Consider the following 17,682-nt stretch of genomic DNA (forward strand, 5'->3'; position numbering starts at 1 on the left):
CCTAATAAATTCCTTTTGCCGATTGTTTTTGATTGTTTGCTGTTCCAAACACATCTTTCATCTTGTCCAATCCCTCCATTCGGGACGGTGCGAAGGCTGCACTATTCATATACTTCAGAATAGAGGCCAACATCTGACGAGCCACCGGACGTTTGTCGAGAGCAGTCTGTAGATCAAACGTAGCCAGCATCAGTTTCCCTTTACCGACACCACCTTCGTACAAAGAAGCCAGACGACGGTTATTGACAAAATTATCCACCATTTCTACAATAGGAGATCCGCCATTCAAACTATCCACAATCATTGTTGTAGAATTTATATTCAAATCCCACCATTGCCAGTCGGTATGCATATCCGTAGGGAAGTCTGACAAAGCCGGATGAGACGGATTACAGAGTACCCCCATCGTACCTGCCTGATTGGGGAAATGAACCGGGCTCCAGAAAACAGGTACAAATTTGCCCTCAATACCTCTCAACGTATGCCAATCAGGATTGAATAAGACCTTCTTTCCTTCTACCAGCCATTGCATGGCGGTATTGTAGTCTCGGGTATATTTCACATCTCCCCAGTTGAGTTCTATCTCCAAAGGATAAACCCAGATATTCCAGCAATTACGATACTCCGAGTTCTCCAACGACAAGCAGACCTCCAACTTTGAGGCTTTGGTTATACTATTCAGAGGTAATACGATTTCACCCAAATTCTCGTTATGTCCCATCCTGAGGTCTGCAACATCAATACGACCTTTTCCAACCGACTTTCCTGCGTCTTTCACTTCCCAAACCAATGTTCTGTCTTTCAGTTCCTCCACACCATAATTACTCAATTCGGCTTTTGCCACAAAAAACTCATTATTCGTATAGACAGCTTTGGGAAAACGAAGCAATGGAACCACTGGTGCACAAAATTCTCGGAATTCACGTCCTTGAATAATGCCTTTACTCTCCCAAAAAGCATTCAACAGCCCGACCAATGCCGTACCCTGCCCAGGAAAATCATGCAAATCAAGCAACTGAAATCCGCTGACACCTGATGTCTTCAAAGCACGTTCAATCTCTTCCTTATAGAGTATAGCAGCCAACTTTCCAGATGCCTGTAAATATTGAGGTGCCTTCTCTATCAATCCTTTCCGCTCCAAATCTTGCTTCACGGCCATAAAATTCAGCGGAATCAACGTACCGGTGTATTTAGGAATCTCTGTCAGATCGGGATATACAGAATATTGCCCCACCTCGTGTGTAACCAGCGGAACTTGCATACCTTCAACCGAACTATGGTAATCCTTCTCAAACGAAGGAGTTTCCTCATTAAACACACCCTGTCCTCGCACCCAACCTTTACGAGTCCATTGTGTTACAAAAAAGTCATCGTCCGGTTCGGGCCAGTCACCATGTCCCTTTTCAAATGTAAACGAAGTAGTTGTGTACAGATGACGACCATCTGCCTTCTTCATTTCCTGTAACAAAGATGCCATAATCTGGAAATCATATTGCAATTCGTTGCCCAAACTCCAAAAACAGAACGACGGATGATTCCCATATTCTTTCCGAATACGACTCGCCTCTGCACGAAGGAAATCAATCGTAGCAGAATCACTTCCTAAAGTTACACTCCACACCGGCAATTCAACCTGAAGATAGAAGCCCATTTCATCAGCAACATTAAAAGCTGCTTCAGGAGGACACCAAGAATGAAAACGAAGATGGTTCAATCCATATTCACGAGCCGAAGAATAGAGTTCCCGCCAAGCTTCCTCGTCTGTAGGCGGAGTACCGGTCAAAGGGAAAATGCAACATTCCAATGTTCCACGCAAGAAAATCGGCCTGTCATTTAACATCAGACAACTTCCAGCCTGTGCAATTTGGCGTAAACCGAATCTTTCCGAAACACACGACGTCCCTTTTTCTGATTTCAGTTCCACATTCGCACAATAAAGATTAGGAGTAAATTCACTCCACAACGGAGCATCCTTATCCAAAGTACACTCCAACTCTACCAATGTTTTTCCCGGTCCAACAGAAATTTTCTTGTTGGCTATTCCATATTCTTTCCCATCTTTTTCTCCTAAAACCAACAGTTCCAGCATAGCCTCCTGTTGCACATCTTCGGAGTTACAGACCGTTACCGCAACTTTGGCTGATCTGGAAGCGACATCCGGATAAATCTGTACATCATCCACACGAACTTTATCAACGGCCTCTATATACATATCGCCTAAGATACCGTTCCACATCACTTGTGTAGCATTCGTATAAGCATGAGCCAAGTCGTTAACCGAAATATCATAACGTTTGCGATTGTCAACCCGTACGGTCAGTAAATGTTTTTCTCCACTCTGCAAATAAGAAGTGAGATTATAACAATGTGGTGAAACCAGACTTTCCTCGTGTCCATCCACCTTAATACCGTCCACCCATACCTGCGTATCCCAAAGTACTCGCTCCAAATGGAGAAAACAATCTTTCTCTTTCCATTCTGCCGGAATCTCCACTTCACGAGCATACCAGGCAGGGCCAACATAGCTATAGGCACGAGTCAAATGCAATAACTGTGGTTTCTCCAAAGCAGGTTTCAGCATAGTCTTTGTCCCCAACTTTGCCATATCGGTAGTACCAGGGAGCATGATGGCCGTTTCATAACAGCGTCCAGGCCAATTTTCCTGTATCCCGACATCAGCACTATCCAGACGCACAGTCCATTTCCCGGCCAAATCAATCCTGCCAACATTCTCGCCGCACGAAGATACCAGCAGCACAACAAACATAAAAATAAATATATTTTTCATGATAAAAATAGATATTGTTTCTGACTGCAAAGTAAAGAGAAACAAAGCGGAAAGGAAATGGAATATTTATTTGAATTGATGTAATATTCCACGGACTTTCAAAAAGAGGACAAATAAATCAGGCCACGCACAAACTTTCCAACAAAAAAGGAGACCTCAGCAGCCTCCTTCATTAAATCCAAATAATAAAATATGGGTGTCATCTCTTACTGAAGCGCCTTCAATGCAACCTCATAGTCGGGCTCGTCAGATATAGTCTTAACCAGCTGAGTGTAAATCACCCTACCATCCTCATCAATCACTACCACTGCCCGTGCCATCAGCCCCTCCAGCGGACCGTCGGCGAGGCGAAGCCCGTAACCTTCCACAAAGTCGCGACTACGGAACAGCGAGAGCGGCACAACATTGTCCAACCCCTCGGTAGTGCAGAAGCGAGACTGCGCAAAAGGCAAATCCATCGACAAGCAGAGCACGACAGTATTTTCCAGTTTCGAAGCACGAGCATTAAACTGACGGACAGACAGGGCACATGTCGGTGTGTCGAGACTAGGGAAGATATTCAGTATCAAACGCTTGCCCCGATAGGAAGACAAGCTGACTTCCTCCAGCGCGGCATTCACCGCCCGGAAGTCGGGGGCCTCCTGCCCCACCTTCACCATCGGGCCGCAGGTATGAGCTTCCACTCCGCGACAGATGACCACTTCTCCTCTCTCCCGTGCAGGACTTCCACTCTGCGCAACCGCTTGCAGCGGCATCAGGCCCAGCGTCAGGACGGCGCACAGGCCCAGCATCGTTTTTACAGTATTCATATCACAAAACAGTTTTTTCCTATACAACAAACTCATACAACATTTGGTTGCATATCCTGTAAGAATTGCCTATCTTTGTTTCATACCAAAACCCGACAAGATGATGGAAACAAGAATCACATCCCCCCGCATCACCGAGCTGAAGCCCGGTGAGATATTCGTTTTCGGCAGCAACCTGGAAGGTGCCCACGGCGGAGGCGCCGCCCTGCTGGCCTGGAAGAAGTGGGGAGCCGTATGGGGACAGGGCGCAGGCCTGCAGGGACAGACCTACGGCATCCCGACCATGCACGGAGGCCCCGACGCCATCAAACCCTATGTGGACGACTTCATCCGCTTCGCCCGCGAGCATTCCGAACTGACGTTCCTCGTCACGGAAATAGGCTGCGGCATCGCCGGATTCAGGCCGGAGGAGATTGCCCCGCTCTTCAAGGACGTGGTGGGAGTAGCGAACATCCACCTGCCTCAACGCTTCTGGGAGGTGCTGAACGCAAAGTAAAGACGCGTGCGCCGACGGCCCAGAGCCACCAGAATGCACACCAGCGAACAGAAGGCGCAGACCACGAAGACGATACCCGTGGACGAAAGGATGTTGCCCATACCGACCAGCGGCGATACGATGCCGCCCGCAGCAAAGCACACGGCACCGAGCAGTGCCGAAGCCGTACCTGAATTCTCGCGCTGACTCTCCATGGCCAAAGCTGTGCTCGAGGTGAACGTCATACCCATACTGAACAGTAAGCCCAACATCAGCATCTCGTAAACCCAAAAACTGCAACCCGACATAAGAGCCGCGCACTGGAGTACCGATATGACGGCCATACCACAACAACCCACTAACGTGCAGCTTTCAGGTCGGTGGAACTTGACCGACAAGGCGGCTGCGATTCCAATAGCCAACGCATTGACACCAAAACAAAGGCTGAAAGCAAAAGCCGAAAACCCATAATGCTGCTGTACAATGAAAGGCGAGGAAGCGATGTTGGCAAACAGTACGCCCTGAGCGAAGGCCATCTGAAGGACGTAACAAACGTAGCGCCGGTCGCACAGGACAATACCGAAACTACGGAACGTATCAGTCCACTGCTCCGCCGAACGTTGGTCGCGGGACAACGATTCCCGAAAATGGCAACAACCAGCCAGTAGCAAAATGCCCAATCCGAACAAGATCCAAAAGATCCCCTGCCAACCTATTAGGTCAGTCAATAGCCCGCCCACGATAGGAGCTGCCACAGGAGCTACCCCATTGATCGCCCCGATAACCGCCAACATCTTGGCCAGTTCGCGACCGGAGAACTTGTCCGTCGCTACAGAACGCGAAATAACAATGCCACCCGCACCCGCAATACCCTGTAGCAGGCGAAAAGCGACAAACTGTTCGATACTCTGCGAAAACAGACACAATAAAGTAGAAATGATAAACAACCACATGGCTACCAGCAACGGCAAACGACGTCCATAACGGTCGCTCAAAGGACCGAAAAACACTTGCCCCACAGCCAAGCCAATCATACTGGTCGTCAGACCCAATTGTACCATCGAGGACGTGGTACTGAAATAATCACCCATCGAGGGCAGGCTGGGCAGGTACATATCGGTGACAAACGGACCGAAAGCGGTCAGCATACCCAGCAATATCAACAAGAATACTTTGGAATTTTCTTTTACCATATATCTATAATCTCTTAGAAAAGCGTGGCAAAGTTACCATGAATTCCTGCAACCTGTAACACCACGTACCACTGCCTATCACCCTTTTTGGAAAACATTTTCAGAAGTTAACAAGCCAAGGGCATTTCCGTCCGAGTGAGCACCAGGAATCATGCAGATTGAAACAGATTTATTTGTCTCAACTTTCTACTTTTCTTATTTTTGCATCCATCAAACCAAAGCAAGAACCACAACATGCAATACCTACTCAACGCCCCCGCCTCGCTGTACGCCACCGTGCAGCTGCCCGCCTCGAAGAGCATCAGCAACCGCGCACTGATCCTGCATGCTCTATCGGGAGGTAGCACACGTCCTGAGAATCTGAGCGACTGCGACGATACACAAGTGATGATACGTGCCCTGGACCACATGCCCGACGTGATAGACATCCACGCCGCCGGCACAGCCATGCGCTTCCTCACCGCCTACCTCTGCGTGACGCCGGGCACGCACACCATCACCGGCACTGAACGCATGCAACAGCGCCCCATCCGTATTCTGGTAGACGCCCTGCGCACACTGGGAGCTCGCATCGACTATACTGGCAATGAAGGATTTCCGCCCCTGCGCATCAACGGCACCCAGCTGACGGGCAGCGAAATCGAACTGGCGGGCAACGTGAGTTCGCAATACATCTCGGCACTGCTGATGATAGGCGCCGTGCTACCCGTGGGGCTGAAGCTGCGGCTAACGGGCGACATCATCTCGCGCCCCTACATCAACCTGACACTGCAACTGATGCACGACTTCGGCGCACAAGCCAGATGGACATCCGAAAACAGCATTAGTGTAGCACCCGGCGGTTACCACGACACGCCTTTCCGTGTAGAAAGCGATTGGAGCGCAGCCTCCTACTGGTACCAAATGACAGCCCTAGCGGCCGATTCTCCTGAGGTAGAATTGTTGGGACTCTTTGCCAACAGCGCGCAAGGTGACAGCCGTGGTGCCGAACTCTTTGCCCGACTGGGTGTACAGACGGAATATACTCCACAAGGCGTGAAGCTCCGCAAGCAAGGACATCCCGTCGTACGTCTGGATGAAGACCTGTTGGATATCCCCGACTTGGCCCAAACATTCGTCGTAACCTGCTGTCTGCTGGACGTTCCTTTCCGCTTTACAGGTCTACAAAGCCTTAAAATCAAAGAAACCGACCGCATCTGTGCCCTCATTACCGAACTGAGGAAGCTGGGCTACGTGGTACACGCCGAACAAGACAGTATCCTGTGGTGGGACGGCGAACGATGCCCTGCCGACGAGCAACCCGGCATAGACACCTACGAAGACCATCGCATGGCCATGGCTTTCGCCCCTGCCTGCCTCGTCCGCCCCGACATCCGCATCAATGAGCCGCAGGTGGTGAGCAAGTCCTATCCCCGCTACTGGGACGACTTGCAGGCAGCAGGATTCGGCATTACGGCATATCCCGAAAGCAGATAAACAACAGGTTTCCGCTATTTTAGGACATCCGGCCTCGTCGTGCCCCAAATCTGTGTATCTTTACTTCACTTCGGAATCAAAAGCTTGAAAACTTCGTTTTCGCTTTGTGCTTCTCTAAGTTTGCACTACCTTTGCAAAGCTATATATAAATAAGGTATGTGGATACTGATCGTTAGTCTGATAGTCCTGGCTGTGGTAGCAGCTGTAGCCGGAGTAATACGCAACCGCCACTTACGCAAACAAGTGGAAAGCGGCGAACTGGAAGCTATGCCCGAAACCGTGCAAGTGGACTCGGAATGTTGCGGACAGCACGAAGTGTGCGAAAAGGAAAGCCTCCTGGCTGCCGTCAGCAAGAAAATAGAATACTACGACGACGAAGAACTGGATCAATACATCGGCACGCCCGGCGACTCCTATACAGCTGAACAGGAGGAGGAGTTCCGCGACGTATTCTACACCATGCAGGCCGAAGACGTAGCCGGATGGGTACGTAGCCTGCAGCTCCGCGGGATTGCTCTGCCGGACAACCTGAAGGACGAGGTCTTTCTCGTTGTCGGAGAACTGAGAGCCAATCCACATAAAAAGTAGTAAAGGAGGTAGAGAAGATAAAGGCCGATAGTAATTATTAACCACTAAAAAAGCTGCTAAAAACATGGACCTGTTACAATATACATTTTTCCAACACGCCCTGCTGGGCAGCCTGCTGGCAAGTATTGCCTGCGGACTGGTGGGTACGTACATCGTGACGAGGCGGCTGGTATTTATTAGTGGTGGACTGACACATGCCTCGTTCGGCGGTATCGGACTGGGGCTGTACACGGGGATCTCGCCCATTCTATCCGCTGCCCTGTTTGCCGTTTTGTCGGCCTTCGGCGTGGAATGGCTCAGCAAGCGCAAAGACATGCGCGAAGATTCGGCCATTGCGGTATTTTGGACACTGGGAATGGCGCTGGGTATCATGTTCACTTTCCTGTCGCCCGGCTTTGCACCCGACCTTTCGGCCTACCTCTTCGGTAACATCCTGACCATTACAGCCTGTGATATCGCATTATTAGGTGTCCTATCGGTTGTTTTAGTTGTATTCTTTGGCCTCTACCTGCGCCCTATTGTCAGCATCGCGTTCGACCGCGAGTTCGCCCGTTCACAAGGACTGCCCGTAGAGTTCTTCGAATATGCCCTGATGCTGTTCATCGCCCTGACCATCGTGGCCTGCCTGCGCATGGTGGGTATCGTGCTGGTCATCTCACTGCTCACTATCCCGCAGATGACGGCCAATCTCTTTTCACACCGTTTCCACCGCATCATCTGGCTATCCATCGGCATCGGCTACCTCAGCTGCCTGGGCGGACTGCTGCTGTCGTTCTACCTGAACGTGCCTTCGGGAGCGTCCATCATCTTCTTCTCCATCCTTATCTATGCCGTATGCAAGACGGGGAAAAGCCTCTACATCGCCAACCTGAAGAAGCAAAACAGATTATAACCATACATTAAAATAAGAATCATACAATGGAAATCAACATCCAATCATTAGACCAGATTCACGAAGCCGCCCGCCAATTTGTCGAGGCCATGGGCGACAATACCGTCTTTGCTTTCTATGGCAAGATGGGTGCCGGAAAGACCACCTTCATCAAAGCCGTCTGCGAGGAGCTGGGCGTGAGCGATGTCATCACATCACCCACTTTCGCCATCGTCAACGAATATCGTTCCGACCTGGCCGGAGAACTTATCTACCACTTCGACTTCTACCGCATCAAAAAGCTCGAAGAAGTGTACGATATGGGATACGAGGACTACTTCTACAGCGGTGCCGTGTGCTTCATCGAATGGCCTGAACTGATTGAAGAGCTGCTGCCGGGCAATACGGTGAAAGTAACCATCGAAGAGGTAGAGAACGGCGCACGCCGCCTGACACTGGAAGAATTAGCCTGACCGTCGCCATGGCCAGCCAATATCTGATACAAGGCATCTTTGCCACGGCAGGCATCGTCAGTCTGCTGGCAGCCCTGCTGGACTGGGACTGGTTCTTCACGGCGCACAACACACAATTCGTCGTGCGTAACGTGGGACGTCGCCAGGCCCGCCTGTTCTACGGCATACTGGGACTGATTCTGATAGCTACGGCTGTGTTCTTCGTACTGAACACACCACCAGCATAAGACAGGCCTGCTGAGACAGTGCTTCGTCACCCTCTGACGAAGTGCTTTCTCACCCTCTCAGGAAGTGCTTTATGACCACCTAAGGAAGTGCTTCATGAAAACGTCATGCCGTGCTTCGTCAGAAAGCGACAAAGCACGGCATGAACGGAAAAGGGAAAATGTCGGCTTATTCGTTGCCGCCCAATGAGTCGGTATATTCCATCTCACCCTGAACGACAAAAAGCAGTTCTTCGGGGTCATACTCACCCATTTCGTCCTTACGGGCTTCCTTGATGATGTAGTCCACAATCTTCTCCAGATCGATATCGATATAGCCATCTTTATCGGGCTGGGCATCGAGGATTCCACTCTCTACATAATACTCGTCTATCACGTCGAGGAAGTAATACAGTTCGTCGTCGGAAAACTTCTCCTTCAGATCCTGCGGCAAATAGTTTTTGATGAACTCGATGGTCTTCTCGTCATCCAGATCATCCTGCAAGAATTCGTCTACTGTTCCCATATTATTGAATGATTTTAAAGTGACAAAGGCCACAAATGCAACCGCCCCCTGTACGGGATGCGTCCACATTTGCAGCCTTCTGACTATGATTTACAACAAAGCGTCAATCTTGGCAGCGTATGCCGATTTAGGAGCGGAGCCCACCTGTTTGTCCACCAGCTTGCCATCCTTGAAGAACAGCACGGTAGGGATGTTGCGAATGCCGAATTCGGCAGCCACATCACCGTTCTCGTCTACATCGCACTTACCGATGAGTACCTTACCTTCGTATTCGGCTGCCAGCTCCTCGATGATGGGAGCTACCATCTTACAAGGTCCGCACCACGGTGCCCAAAAATCTATCACTACAGGCTTTCCTTCTGCGAGCGTTGCCTGATAATTGCTGTCAGTAATCTCCAATGCCATTGTCTTAAGCTTTTAATTTATTGATTATTATTAATTTATTATCCAATCATTTCTTAACCGATTGCATGGGCAAAGATAGTGAAAGGTGAGAGCATAAACAAATGAAAATGTAATTTTCAATTTGGTTATGCCGAACCGCCTCCTATCTTATGTAAAAAGAACTAATTGATTCGGAAATCCAGTTCCGGACGTTCTTTTAAATAAGAAATCAACTCACGTCCCACAGAGAGCTTCACCGGACGCGATACCATATCGAGCGTCATCTTCGTCTCAGGATCGGAAACCTTGACATAGAGTTCCGTAGAACCAGGATGCTCTTTCGTGAGATCCACCAGTTCGTTCACCAATTCCGTGTTGAGCACCGTAAGAGGAATGAGGATAGTGATCTTGCTAATCAGCTTCTCCTTGACATCGGGCAACAGCTCAATGGACGTAATCTTCAGCTCAAGTTCATTCTGCCTCCACTGCTTGGGCTGGCAACGTGCCTTTATATAGAGGAAGGTACGTTCACCTAAGTAACCCTGATAAGTAACCCAGTCATTACCGAAAAAGGGTATCTCGGCCGCACCTGAATAATCTTCTATCTTAGCAATGCCATAAGGGTTACCATTCTTGCTGGTACCACGGCGCAGGGCAGTGACGATACCACCCATGGTAATTTCGCGTCCCACAAGTGACTCCTTATTTTCGAGTTCGGCCATATGAGTATTGCACACATGCTCCAGCACGACGGCATACTCGTCCAGCGGATGGGCAGAGAGATAAATACCCACCAAATCGCGTTCTTTATTCAGACGATCGAGGTCGCTCCACCGTTCGGCATCGGGCACTTCAGGCGTGGCAATATCCACCACGTTCTCGCCACCGAAAAGCGAATTAGCAGCTGCCGCCTTGTCAGCCTGATAACGGTTACCATAGCGTACGAGTGATTCCAAGAAGACTTCTCCCTTGGAGTTGAGAGCAAAATACTGTTCGCGGCGCAGTTCAGGGAAACTGTCGAAACCTCCGGCTAAAGCCAGACACTCGAGGTTCTTCTTGTTGCAGGCATTGAGGTTGACACGCTGCACGAAGTCAAATATACCGGTATAAGGGCCGTTTTTCTCACGTTCTTCCATGATGCTCTGCACGGCGCCCTCGCCCACTCCCTTCACGGCACCCAGTCCAAAGCGGATGTTACCTTCGGGGTTGACAGTGAACTTCAGGTTACTCTCGTTTACATCGGGTCCCAGCACCTTGATGCCCATCGACTTGCATTCGTCCATCAGCTTGGTGATGGTAGTGATGTCCGAGAGGCTTCGGCTCATAACGGCCGCCATGTACTCGGCAGGATAGTTGGCTTTCAGGTAGGCTGTCTGATAGGCCACCCACGAATAGCATGTGGCATGCGATTTGTTGAAGGCGTAGGAGGCAAACTTCTCCCAGTCGGCCCAGATTTTCTCCAATACCTTGGGATCGTGACCGTTCTTCTGCCCGCCGGAGATGAACTTCGGCTTCATGTGGTCCAGCTTGTCGCGCAACTTCTTACCCATCGCCTTACGGAGGGCATCGGACTCACCACGGGTAAAGTCGGCCAGCAGACGGGAAAGCAACATCACCTGCTCCTGATAGACGGTAATGCCATACGTATCCTTCAGGTACTTCTCCATGATGGGAATATCGTATTCAATGGGCTTGCGTCCCCATTTACGGTCAATGAAGTCAGGGATATAATCCATAGGACCCGGACGGTAGAGGGCGTTCATGGCGATGAGGTCCTCGAACGTACTGGGCTGAAGTTCGCGCAGGTACTTCTGCATGCCGGCCGACTCGAACTGGAAGGTTCCGATGGTGCGGCCATCGCAATAGAGCTTGTAAGTGGCAGGGTCGTTGATAGATATCTTGTCGATATCAATGTTGATGCCGCGGTGCAGACGAACGTTCTCCACCGCTTCCTTTATAATAGACAGGGTCTTCAACCCCAGGAAGTCCATTTTGATCAGGCCGGTATCTTCGATGACCGAACCTTCGTACTGGGTGACGAGCATCTTCTCGCCCGTTTCTTTGTCGTCGGCGGTACTGACGGGCACCCAGTCGGTAATGTCGTCGCGGCAGATGATGGTACCGCAGGCATGCACACCCGTACCACGCACGTTGCCTTCGAGCATCTTGGCATATTTGATGGTATCGCGCACCAACGGGTCGGGCGAAGCTTCGGCCGCCTGAAGTTCGGGTACATATTCGATGGCATTGGGCAGGTTCAGTTTCTTGTCGGGAATCTTGTCGGGAATCAGCTTGCACAAGCGGTCGGACTCAGACAAAGGCAACTTCTGCACACGTGCTACATCCTTGATGGCCAACTTGGTAGCCATGGTACCGTAAGTAATGATATGCGCCACCTTCTCCTGTCCGTATTTCTCGGTCACCCAGCGGAGCACCTCGCCGCGGCCGTCGTCATCGAAGTCCACATCGATATCGGGAAGGGAGATACGGTCAGGATTCAGGAAACGCTCGAACAGCAAGTCGTACTGGATGGGGTCTATCTTCGTGATGCCCAAGCAGTAGGCCACCGCCGAACCGGCCGCCGAACCACGTCCCGGCCCCACGGATACGCCGAGCTGGGTGCGGGCGGCATTGATAAAGTCCTGCACGATAAGGAAGTAACCCGGGAAACCCATCGTCTTCATAATATAGAGCTCAAACACTAGACGCTCCTTCACTTCTTCACTCAACGGATCGCCATAAAGACGTTTGGCACCATCGAATGCCAGCTTGGCCAGGTAGTCGGCCTCCAACTTGATACGATACAGCTTCTCATAGCCTCCCAAACGCTTGATCTTGGCGTTAGCAGCCTCCTCGTCAAGCACCACTTCGCCGTTCTCATTGCGGGTGAACTCGTTGAACAAGTCCTGTTCGGTATATTTCTTGCGGTATTCCTCCTCCGTACCGAAGTCTTCGGGGATGGCAAAGGTAGGCATGATGGGCGCATGGTCAATGGAATAGAACTCCACTTTATCGAGAATCTCAAGCGTATTTGCCAGGGCTTCAGGCACATCGGCAAAAAGTTCGTTCATCTCAGCCTTGGTCTTCATCCATTCTTGCTTAGTGTAAAGCATGCGGGTAGGGTCATCAAGGTCCTTGCCCGTACTGAGGCAGATGAGACGGTCGTGTGCCTCAGCGTTCTCTTCGTCTACGAAATGGACGTCGTTCGTACAAATCAGCTTGACACCAAACTTCTTGCTGTACTCCAGCAGCTTGGCATTCACTTTCTGCTGCATGGGATAGGCCTCGTGATTGGCCCGCGGCACGGTAGCCTTGTGGCGTTGCAACTCCAGATAAAAGTCGTCGCCAAAGAGGTTCTTATACCAGCGGATGGCTTCTTCGGCCTCCTCATACAGGTCGTTGGTAATCTTCTTGGGAATTTCACCACCCAGGCAGGCGGAGCAGACAATCAGCCCTTCGTGATACTTCTCCAGTTCGTTTCGGTCGGTACGCGGACGCATATAATAACCCTGCGTCCAAGCATGCGACACCAACTTGATAAGGTTGTGGTAGCCTTTCTCATTTTTAGCCAACACCACCAGGTGATAGCCGCTTTGGTCGGGTTTACCTTCTTTCTTGTCCATCGTACGACGTGCTACGTACATCTCACAACCGATAATAGGTTTAAAGATACGAGCTTCCGCCGCTGCGATTTTCTCCCGGCAATCTGCCAGTGCGGCTTCCTTGTCCTCGCATTCCTCCTTACCACTCTCGATGTCGGCCATCTTCTTCTTCAGATCCTTGATTTCTCCCTTCGGACCACCGTTCTTCTTATTAACGTAGTTGGTGAATTCTTTGATGCCGAACATGTTACCATGGTCAGTCACCGCGATGCCTCGCATACCGTCCTTCATAGCCTTGTCCACCAGGCGGCTGACACTGGCCTGACCATCCAGCAACGAATACTGAGTATGTACATGTAGATGAACAAAATCTTGCATAAAATCTCCTTTCAAATTGGAGCATAAAGGTACAATCTATCCATTTTTCAGCCAAAATAATCCTCAAAAAATTACTTGTAGACGCATTTCTTTCCCAATTTCTTGTTAGATTTTTAAAATAGCCCTATTTTTGCAAGTAATTACTAATTCCAAAACAACTCTATAAACGCGGGTTTACATGGGCAGACTAAAAAGACTAAAAAAAATACGTATACACCGTGAGGGAACTCACACACTGATCGGAAGCCTGTTGCTGCTATTGGTAGTCAACTCCGCCTTATATTTCGGACTAAATAACAAAGTTCCATTTTATATTGTCGGAGCCATCAGTCTTATCGTATACGGCATATTGGTAAATTTCTTCCGCTGCCCAATTCGCCTTTTCGGTCAAGACACTGAAAAGGTCGTAGTAGCCCCTGCCGACGGGAAAATTGTAGTTATTGAAGAAGTCGAGGAAAACGAATATTTTCACGACCGTCGCCTGATGATTTCTATCTTCATGAGTCTGGTCAACGTACACGCTAACTGGTATCCCGTAGACGGCACCATCAAGAAAGTAGGACACCAAAACGGCAAATTCATGAAAGCGTGGCTGCCCAAAGCCAGTACGGACAACGAGCGCTCGATGGTAGTCATCGAAACTCCCGAAGGCATAGAAGTAATGGCACGCCAGATAGCTGGAGCCATGGCACGCCGCATCGTCACTTATGCCGAACCAGGCGAAGAATGCTACATCGATGAACATATGGGCTTCATCAAGTTTGGTTCTCGTGTAGATGTTTACCTGCCTTTAGGAACAAAAGTACTTGTCAAACTGGGGCAATTGACAACGGGTAACCAAACTGTCATTGCCAAACTAAAATAATATCCAAGTTATGGCTAACTGCATCACCCGACATATTCCTAACGCACTGACCTGCCTGAACTTGTTTTCGGGCTGCATCGCCGGCGTGATGGCCTTCGAAAGCCGCTACGAACTGGCGCTGCTGTTTATCATCATCAGTGCCGTGTTCGACTTTTTCGACGGATTGGCCGCACGTGCGCTGGATGCACATTCCCCTATCGGCAAGGATTTGGATTCGTTGGCCGACGACATCAGCTTCGGCGTGGCACCGTCGCTCATCGTCTTCTCCCTGTTTAAGGAGATGCCCTACCCCGCCTATATGGAAGGTATGGCGACCTGGCTTCCCTACTCGGCTTTCCTCATCTCCGTATTCTCAGCCCTGCGCCTGGCGAAGTTTAACAACGATACGCGCCAGACGACTTCTTTCATCGGTCTGCCTGTGCCTGCCAACGCGTTGTTCTGGGCCTCGCTCGTAGCGGGCTACCATCCGATACTGACCGGCGGCAGTGTTCATCCGCTCGGACTGCTGGCACTGGTCTGCCTCTTCTCTTGGCTGCTGGTATCGGAGATTCCGATGTTCTCACTGAAGTTCAAGAACCTGTCGTGGAAGGACAACAAAGTGAGCTTCCTCTTTCTGTTGTTCTGCGTTATTTTCCTGATCACTTTACAAATACGGGGCTTTGCCACCTGCATCGTCTGGTACATCCTGCTGTCATGGTTTACCGGCCGGAAGAAATAAACTTTCCGTCTGGCACGATTGTTGTAGTAGTGTTATCAGAACCAACTTAAACACTCAATACACATGTTACATTTCTTAGGATTTCTGTTTATACTCATTATAGCAATACTGATTATCGGTCTCAGTATTATCGGTAGTATTGTACGCGGCATCTTCGGACTCGGACGGAAAAAAACGTCTTCGCAGGACTTCCGAAGCTATACATTTTACGGAGACAACCGGCAATCATCACGTACCTCGACCGACACGACCGACGGCATCCGCCCCGAAGAAGGTGAAATACACATCAAACATAAGGAACGTATCTTCTCCAAGGATGACGGAGAGTATGTAGACTTTGAAGAGATAAAGGAATAATACTGAAAAGACGTGAATGACTAAATATTCGATAATTTTAACTGCTCTACTATTATTGTGCTGCGGAACTGCCGTACATGCCCAAGACGATAAACCGACCTTCACAGCAGACCTATACGGAGGACTCTATCTCAATAACGAACCGGCATGGCAACTTGAGCCATCCATAAGCTGGCTTTTCCATAAATATCTCGGGGTAGCATTTGGATTGGAGTTAACCAGCCAATACAACCAACCGAGCCGTCAGACCATTATTGACGGACAGGAGGCTGAACTCACAGACAATGAGAGGAACATCCGATGGATCATATTCAAGCCGTCTATAGTTTTGAAATCTCCCACCGTCTGGGAAAGTACGGACAACGATTATCGCCTTTGGTTCCAGATAGAGCCTGGCCTCAGTCTGGCATGCCCATTTCGAAACTCTTTAACGTATGAAATCAAGGAATTTGCTGGGTCAGTCAGTCAAACCGTAGATTACCGACGATTTCCCAATAAAGGGCTCCAGTGGTTCTACTGGAACGCAAGAGCTTCCGTCAACTTTGCCATTGGCCGTTTCATACTCAGAGGAGGATATTACCTCTCCAATCTTGACTACTATTCCGGGCGCAGAAATATTACGTTGGCCAATGGACAGAAATTCTATGTGCCGAAAAGAGAGTTAAGCCAAAGTGTATTCCTGTCAATCGGCTATTCGTTTTCCCACCGTTAATTGGTCCTTTGCCATTTAACAGACTGAAAAGTTAGGAACTAACACTAACTTAACTGCGAACTATTCCCCCTCCTTATCGTTTCCGTTGGAAGAATTCTTTCATCAGGGCAGCACACTCGTCGGCCATCACGCCTTTCACTACCACCGTTTTAGGATGGAGGGCTTGCGGCGCATAACGCTGATAGCCCCGCTTTTCGTCCGCAGTGCCAAAGACGAGGCGACCTGTCTGCGCCCAAGCGATGGCACCGGCACACATCACACACGGTTCCACCGTTACATAAAGCGTACATTCGTTCAGATACTTGCCGCCGAGAGCCGATGCCGCGGCCGTAATAGCCTGCATCTCGGCATGGGCTGTCACGTCTGTCAGGGTTTCGGTCAGATTGTGGGCACGAGCAATGATGCGGTCCTTGCATACCACGACTGCACCGACGGGCACTTCGTCGCGCTCGGCCGCCTTCCGTGCTTCGGCCAAAGCCTGCTTCATGTAGAATTGGTCGTCCATATTGGTCAGGAGTTAAAGAAGTTAGGGAAGTTAAAGAAGTTAAAGCCGATACATTTGCTTGCTGACAAATTACCGTCTCATGTCGTGCTCGCCGAAGAGGGTCGGATAGTCTTCCTCCATATTCTTGTGGATGAACATGAGAATAGTTTCCCTGAACCAGCGCGATTTGTTGGTTATCTTGTACTTCTCCAGATAACGGTCTACAATCCGCAGTTCCTCTTCGCTCATCAGGCACACGATGCGCTGTTCGCGTTTGGGCTCGTCGGGCGTTGCTTTCGCACACGTTTTGTCTCTCTTTCTCATATTTCCTGCAAAATTAGTGTTCCTGCTGTAATTTCAAAGCAGAAAAAGCGTAAATTTGTCTCCCAAGAAGAAAAAAGAAGGCAATATGGCAGCACACAACAGACTGGGTAAGGAAGGCGAAGACGCTGTAGCAGCCTATCTGGAGCGCCAGGGCTACACGATACTCCACCGCAACTGGCGCAAGAACCGACTGGAGCTGGACATCGTGGCCATGCACAAAGGCGAGCTGGTGGTGGTCGAGGTGAAGACCCGCACCAACACCGAGTACAAGGAGCCGCAGGAGGCCGTGGACTGGCGGAAGGTGCGCCACATCGTCGTGGCAGCCGATGCCTATATCAAGCATTTTGGTATCGATCTGCCCGTCCGCTTCGACATCGTCACGGCCGTCGGCGACCGGCCTCCGTTCCAGATCGAGCATCTGGAGAATGCTTTCTATCCGCCACAATTCTGAAATTA

Annotated in this window: 19 protein-coding genes; 11 read left to right on the forward strand and 8 right to left on the reverse strand. The window is 50.0% G+C overall.

Features of this window, described 5'->3' with window-relative positions; all coding sequences use genetic code 11:
- Nucleotide 1: 1 nt before the first annotated feature.
- Nucleotides 2-2,788 carry a glycoside hydrolase family 2 protein gene (locus BQ8005_RS10805; RefSeq protein WP_075318045.1) on the reverse strand — a complete coding sequence of 929 codons (2,787 nt, stop codon included), beginning with the start codon at nt 2,786-2,788 and terminating at the stop codon, nt 2-4.
- 206 nt (nt 2,789-2,994) lie between these two features.
- Nucleotides 2,995-3,543 carry a thiol peroxidase gene (gene tpx, locus BQ8005_RS10810; RefSeq protein WP_075319144.1) on the reverse strand — a complete coding sequence of 183 codons (549 nt, stop codon included), beginning with the start codon at nt 3,541-3,543 and terminating at the stop codon, nt 2,995-2,997.
- A gap of 157 nt (nt 3,544-3,700) precedes the next feature.
- Here tpx and BQ8005_RS10815 point away from each other — a divergent pair, with 157 nt between their 5' ends.
- Nucleotides 3,701-4,093, forward strand: a complete 393-nt coding sequence (locus tag BQ8005_RS10815) for an A1S_2505 family phage non-structural protein (RefSeq protein ID WP_075319145.1) — start codon at nt 3,701-3,703, stop codon at nt 4,091-4,093.
- Here the strand turns inward: BQ8005_RS10815 and BQ8005_RS10820 are convergent.
- Nucleotides 4,060-5,265 (reverse strand): multidrug effflux MFS transporter, encoded by a 1,206-nt coding sequence (locus BQ8005_RS10820; RefSeq protein ID WP_075318046.1) that lies wholly within the window; start codon nt 5,263-5,265, stop codon nt 4,060-4,062. The genes BQ8005_RS10815 and BQ8005_RS10820 overlap by 34 nt on opposite strands.
- A 234-nt stretch (nt 5,266-5,499) precedes the next feature.
- On the opposite strand from BQ8005_RS10820, the gene BQ8005_RS10825 reads away from it, so the two are divergent.
- The 5 genes from BQ8005_RS10825 to BQ8005_RS10845 all read left to right on the forward strand — a co-directional run bounded on the left by BQ8005_RS10825 (nt 5,500) and on the right by BQ8005_RS10845 (nt 8,900).
- On the forward strand, nt 5,500-6,741 hold the full coding sequence (locus BQ8005_RS10825; protein WP_075318047.1) for a 3-phosphoshikimate 1-carboxyvinyltransferase: 1,242 nt from the start codon (nt 5,500-5,502) through the stop codon (nt 6,739-6,741).
- Between the two features lie 156 nt (nt 6,742-6,897).
- Nucleotides 6,898-7,329, forward strand: coding sequence for a hypothetical protein (locus BQ8005_RS10830; RefSeq protein ID WP_021847769.1), 432 nt, complete (start codon nt 6,898-6,900; stop codon nt 7,327-7,329).
- 64 nt (nt 7,330-7,393) lie between these two features.
- Nucleotides 7,394-8,221, forward strand: coding sequence for a metal ABC transporter permease (locus tag BQ8005_RS10835; protein WP_075318048.1), 828 nt, complete (start codon nt 7,394-7,396; stop codon nt 8,219-8,221).
- Nucleotides 8,222-8,247: 26 nt separating this feature from the next.
- A complete protein-coding gene (gene tsaE, locus BQ8005_RS10840; RefSeq protein WP_021847771.1) occupies nt 8,248-8,673 on the forward strand; it encodes a tRNA (adenosine(37)-N6)-threonylcarbamoyltransferase complex ATPase subunit type 1 TsaE in 426 nt (141 codons plus the stop codon).
- 8 nt (nt 8,674-8,681) lie between these two features.
- A complete protein-coding gene (locus tag BQ8005_RS10845; RefSeq protein ID WP_075318049.1) occupies nt 8,682-8,900 on the forward strand; it encodes an immunity 17 family protein in 219 nt (72 codons plus the stop codon).
- 166 nt (nt 8,901-9,066) lie between these two features.
- Here BQ8005_RS10845 and BQ8005_RS10850 read toward each other — a convergent pair whose 3' ends face one another.
- From BQ8005_RS10850 to dnaE, 3 genes are all read right to left on the reverse strand, one after another.
- Nucleotides 9,067-9,402 (reverse strand): hypothetical protein, encoded by a 336-nt coding sequence (locus BQ8005_RS10850; RefSeq protein WP_021847773.1) that lies wholly within the window; start codon nt 9,400-9,402, stop codon nt 9,067-9,069.
- Between the two features lie 90 nt (nt 9,403-9,492).
- Nucleotides 9,493-9,807, reverse strand: coding sequence for a thioredoxin (gene trxA / locus BQ8005_RS10855; RefSeq protein WP_021847774.1), 315 nt, complete (start codon nt 9,805-9,807; stop codon nt 9,493-9,495).
- 161 nt (nt 9,808-9,968) lie between these two features.
- Nucleotides 9,969-13,766 carry a DNA polymerase III subunit alpha gene (dnaE, locus tag BQ8005_RS10860; RefSeq protein ID WP_075318050.1) on the reverse strand — a complete coding sequence of 1,266 codons (3,798 nt, stop codon included), beginning with the start codon at nt 13,764-13,766 and terminating at the stop codon, nt 9,969-9,971.
- Between the two features lie 178 nt (nt 13,767-13,944).
- On the opposite strand from dnaE, the gene BQ8005_RS10865 reads away from it, so the two are divergent.
- The 4 genes from BQ8005_RS10865 to BQ8005_RS10880 all read left to right on the forward strand — a co-directional run bounded on the left by BQ8005_RS10865 (nt 13,945) and on the right by BQ8005_RS10880 (nt 16,418).
- Nucleotides 13,945-14,631 carry a phosphatidylserine decarboxylase family protein gene (locus BQ8005_RS10865; RefSeq protein WP_075318051.1) on the forward strand — a complete coding sequence of 229 codons (687 nt, stop codon included), beginning with the start codon at nt 13,945-13,947 and terminating at the stop codon, nt 14,629-14,631.
- 10 nt (nt 14,632-14,641) lie between these two features.
- Nucleotides 14,642-15,349 carry a CDP-diacylglycerol--serine O-phosphatidyltransferase gene (pssA, locus tag BQ8005_RS10870; RefSeq protein ID WP_075318052.1) on the forward strand — a complete coding sequence of 236 codons (708 nt, stop codon included), beginning with the start codon at nt 14,642-14,644 and terminating at the stop codon, nt 15,347-15,349.
- Nucleotides 15,350-15,412: 63 nt separating this feature from the next.
- Complete coding sequence (locus BQ8005_RS10875; RefSeq protein ID WP_021847778.1) at nt 15,413-15,706, forward strand: DUF4834 family protein; 294 nt, start codon at nt 15,413-15,415, stop codon at nt 15,704-15,706.
- A gap of 16 nt (nt 15,707-15,722) precedes the next feature.
- Entirely contained in the window at nt 15,723-16,418 is a 696-nt protein-coding gene (locus BQ8005_RS10880) for a hypothetical protein (protein ID WP_075318053.1), read from the forward strand.
- Between the two features lie 73 nt (nt 16,419-16,491).
- Here BQ8005_RS10880 and BQ8005_RS10885 read toward each other — a convergent pair whose 3' ends face one another.
- Nucleotides 16,492-16,923 carry a nucleoside deaminase gene (locus tag BQ8005_RS10885; RefSeq protein WP_021847780.1) on the reverse strand — a complete coding sequence of 144 codons (432 nt, stop codon included), beginning with the start codon at nt 16,921-16,923 and terminating at the stop codon, nt 16,492-16,494.
- Between the two features lie 69 nt (nt 16,924-16,992).
- Nucleotides 16,993-17,226 carry a hypothetical protein gene (locus BQ8005_RS10890; RefSeq protein WP_021847781.1) on the reverse strand — a complete coding sequence of 78 codons (234 nt, stop codon included), beginning with the start codon at nt 17,224-17,226 and terminating at the stop codon, nt 16,993-16,995.
- 85 nt (nt 17,227-17,311) lie between these two features.
- Here BQ8005_RS10890 and BQ8005_RS10895 point away from each other — a divergent pair, with 85 nt between their 5' ends.
- Nucleotides 17,312-17,677 carry a YraN family protein gene (locus BQ8005_RS10895; protein WP_075319147.1) on the forward strand — a complete coding sequence of 122 codons (366 nt, stop codon included), beginning with the start codon at nt 17,312-17,314 and terminating at the stop codon, nt 17,675-17,677.
- Nucleotides 17,678-17,682: the final 5 nt, after the last annotated feature.

This window comes from Bacteroides togonis, assembly GCF_900130135.1.
GTDB lineage: Bacteria > Bacteroidota > Bacteroidia > Bacteroidales > Bacteroidaceae > Bacteroides > Bacteroides pullorum.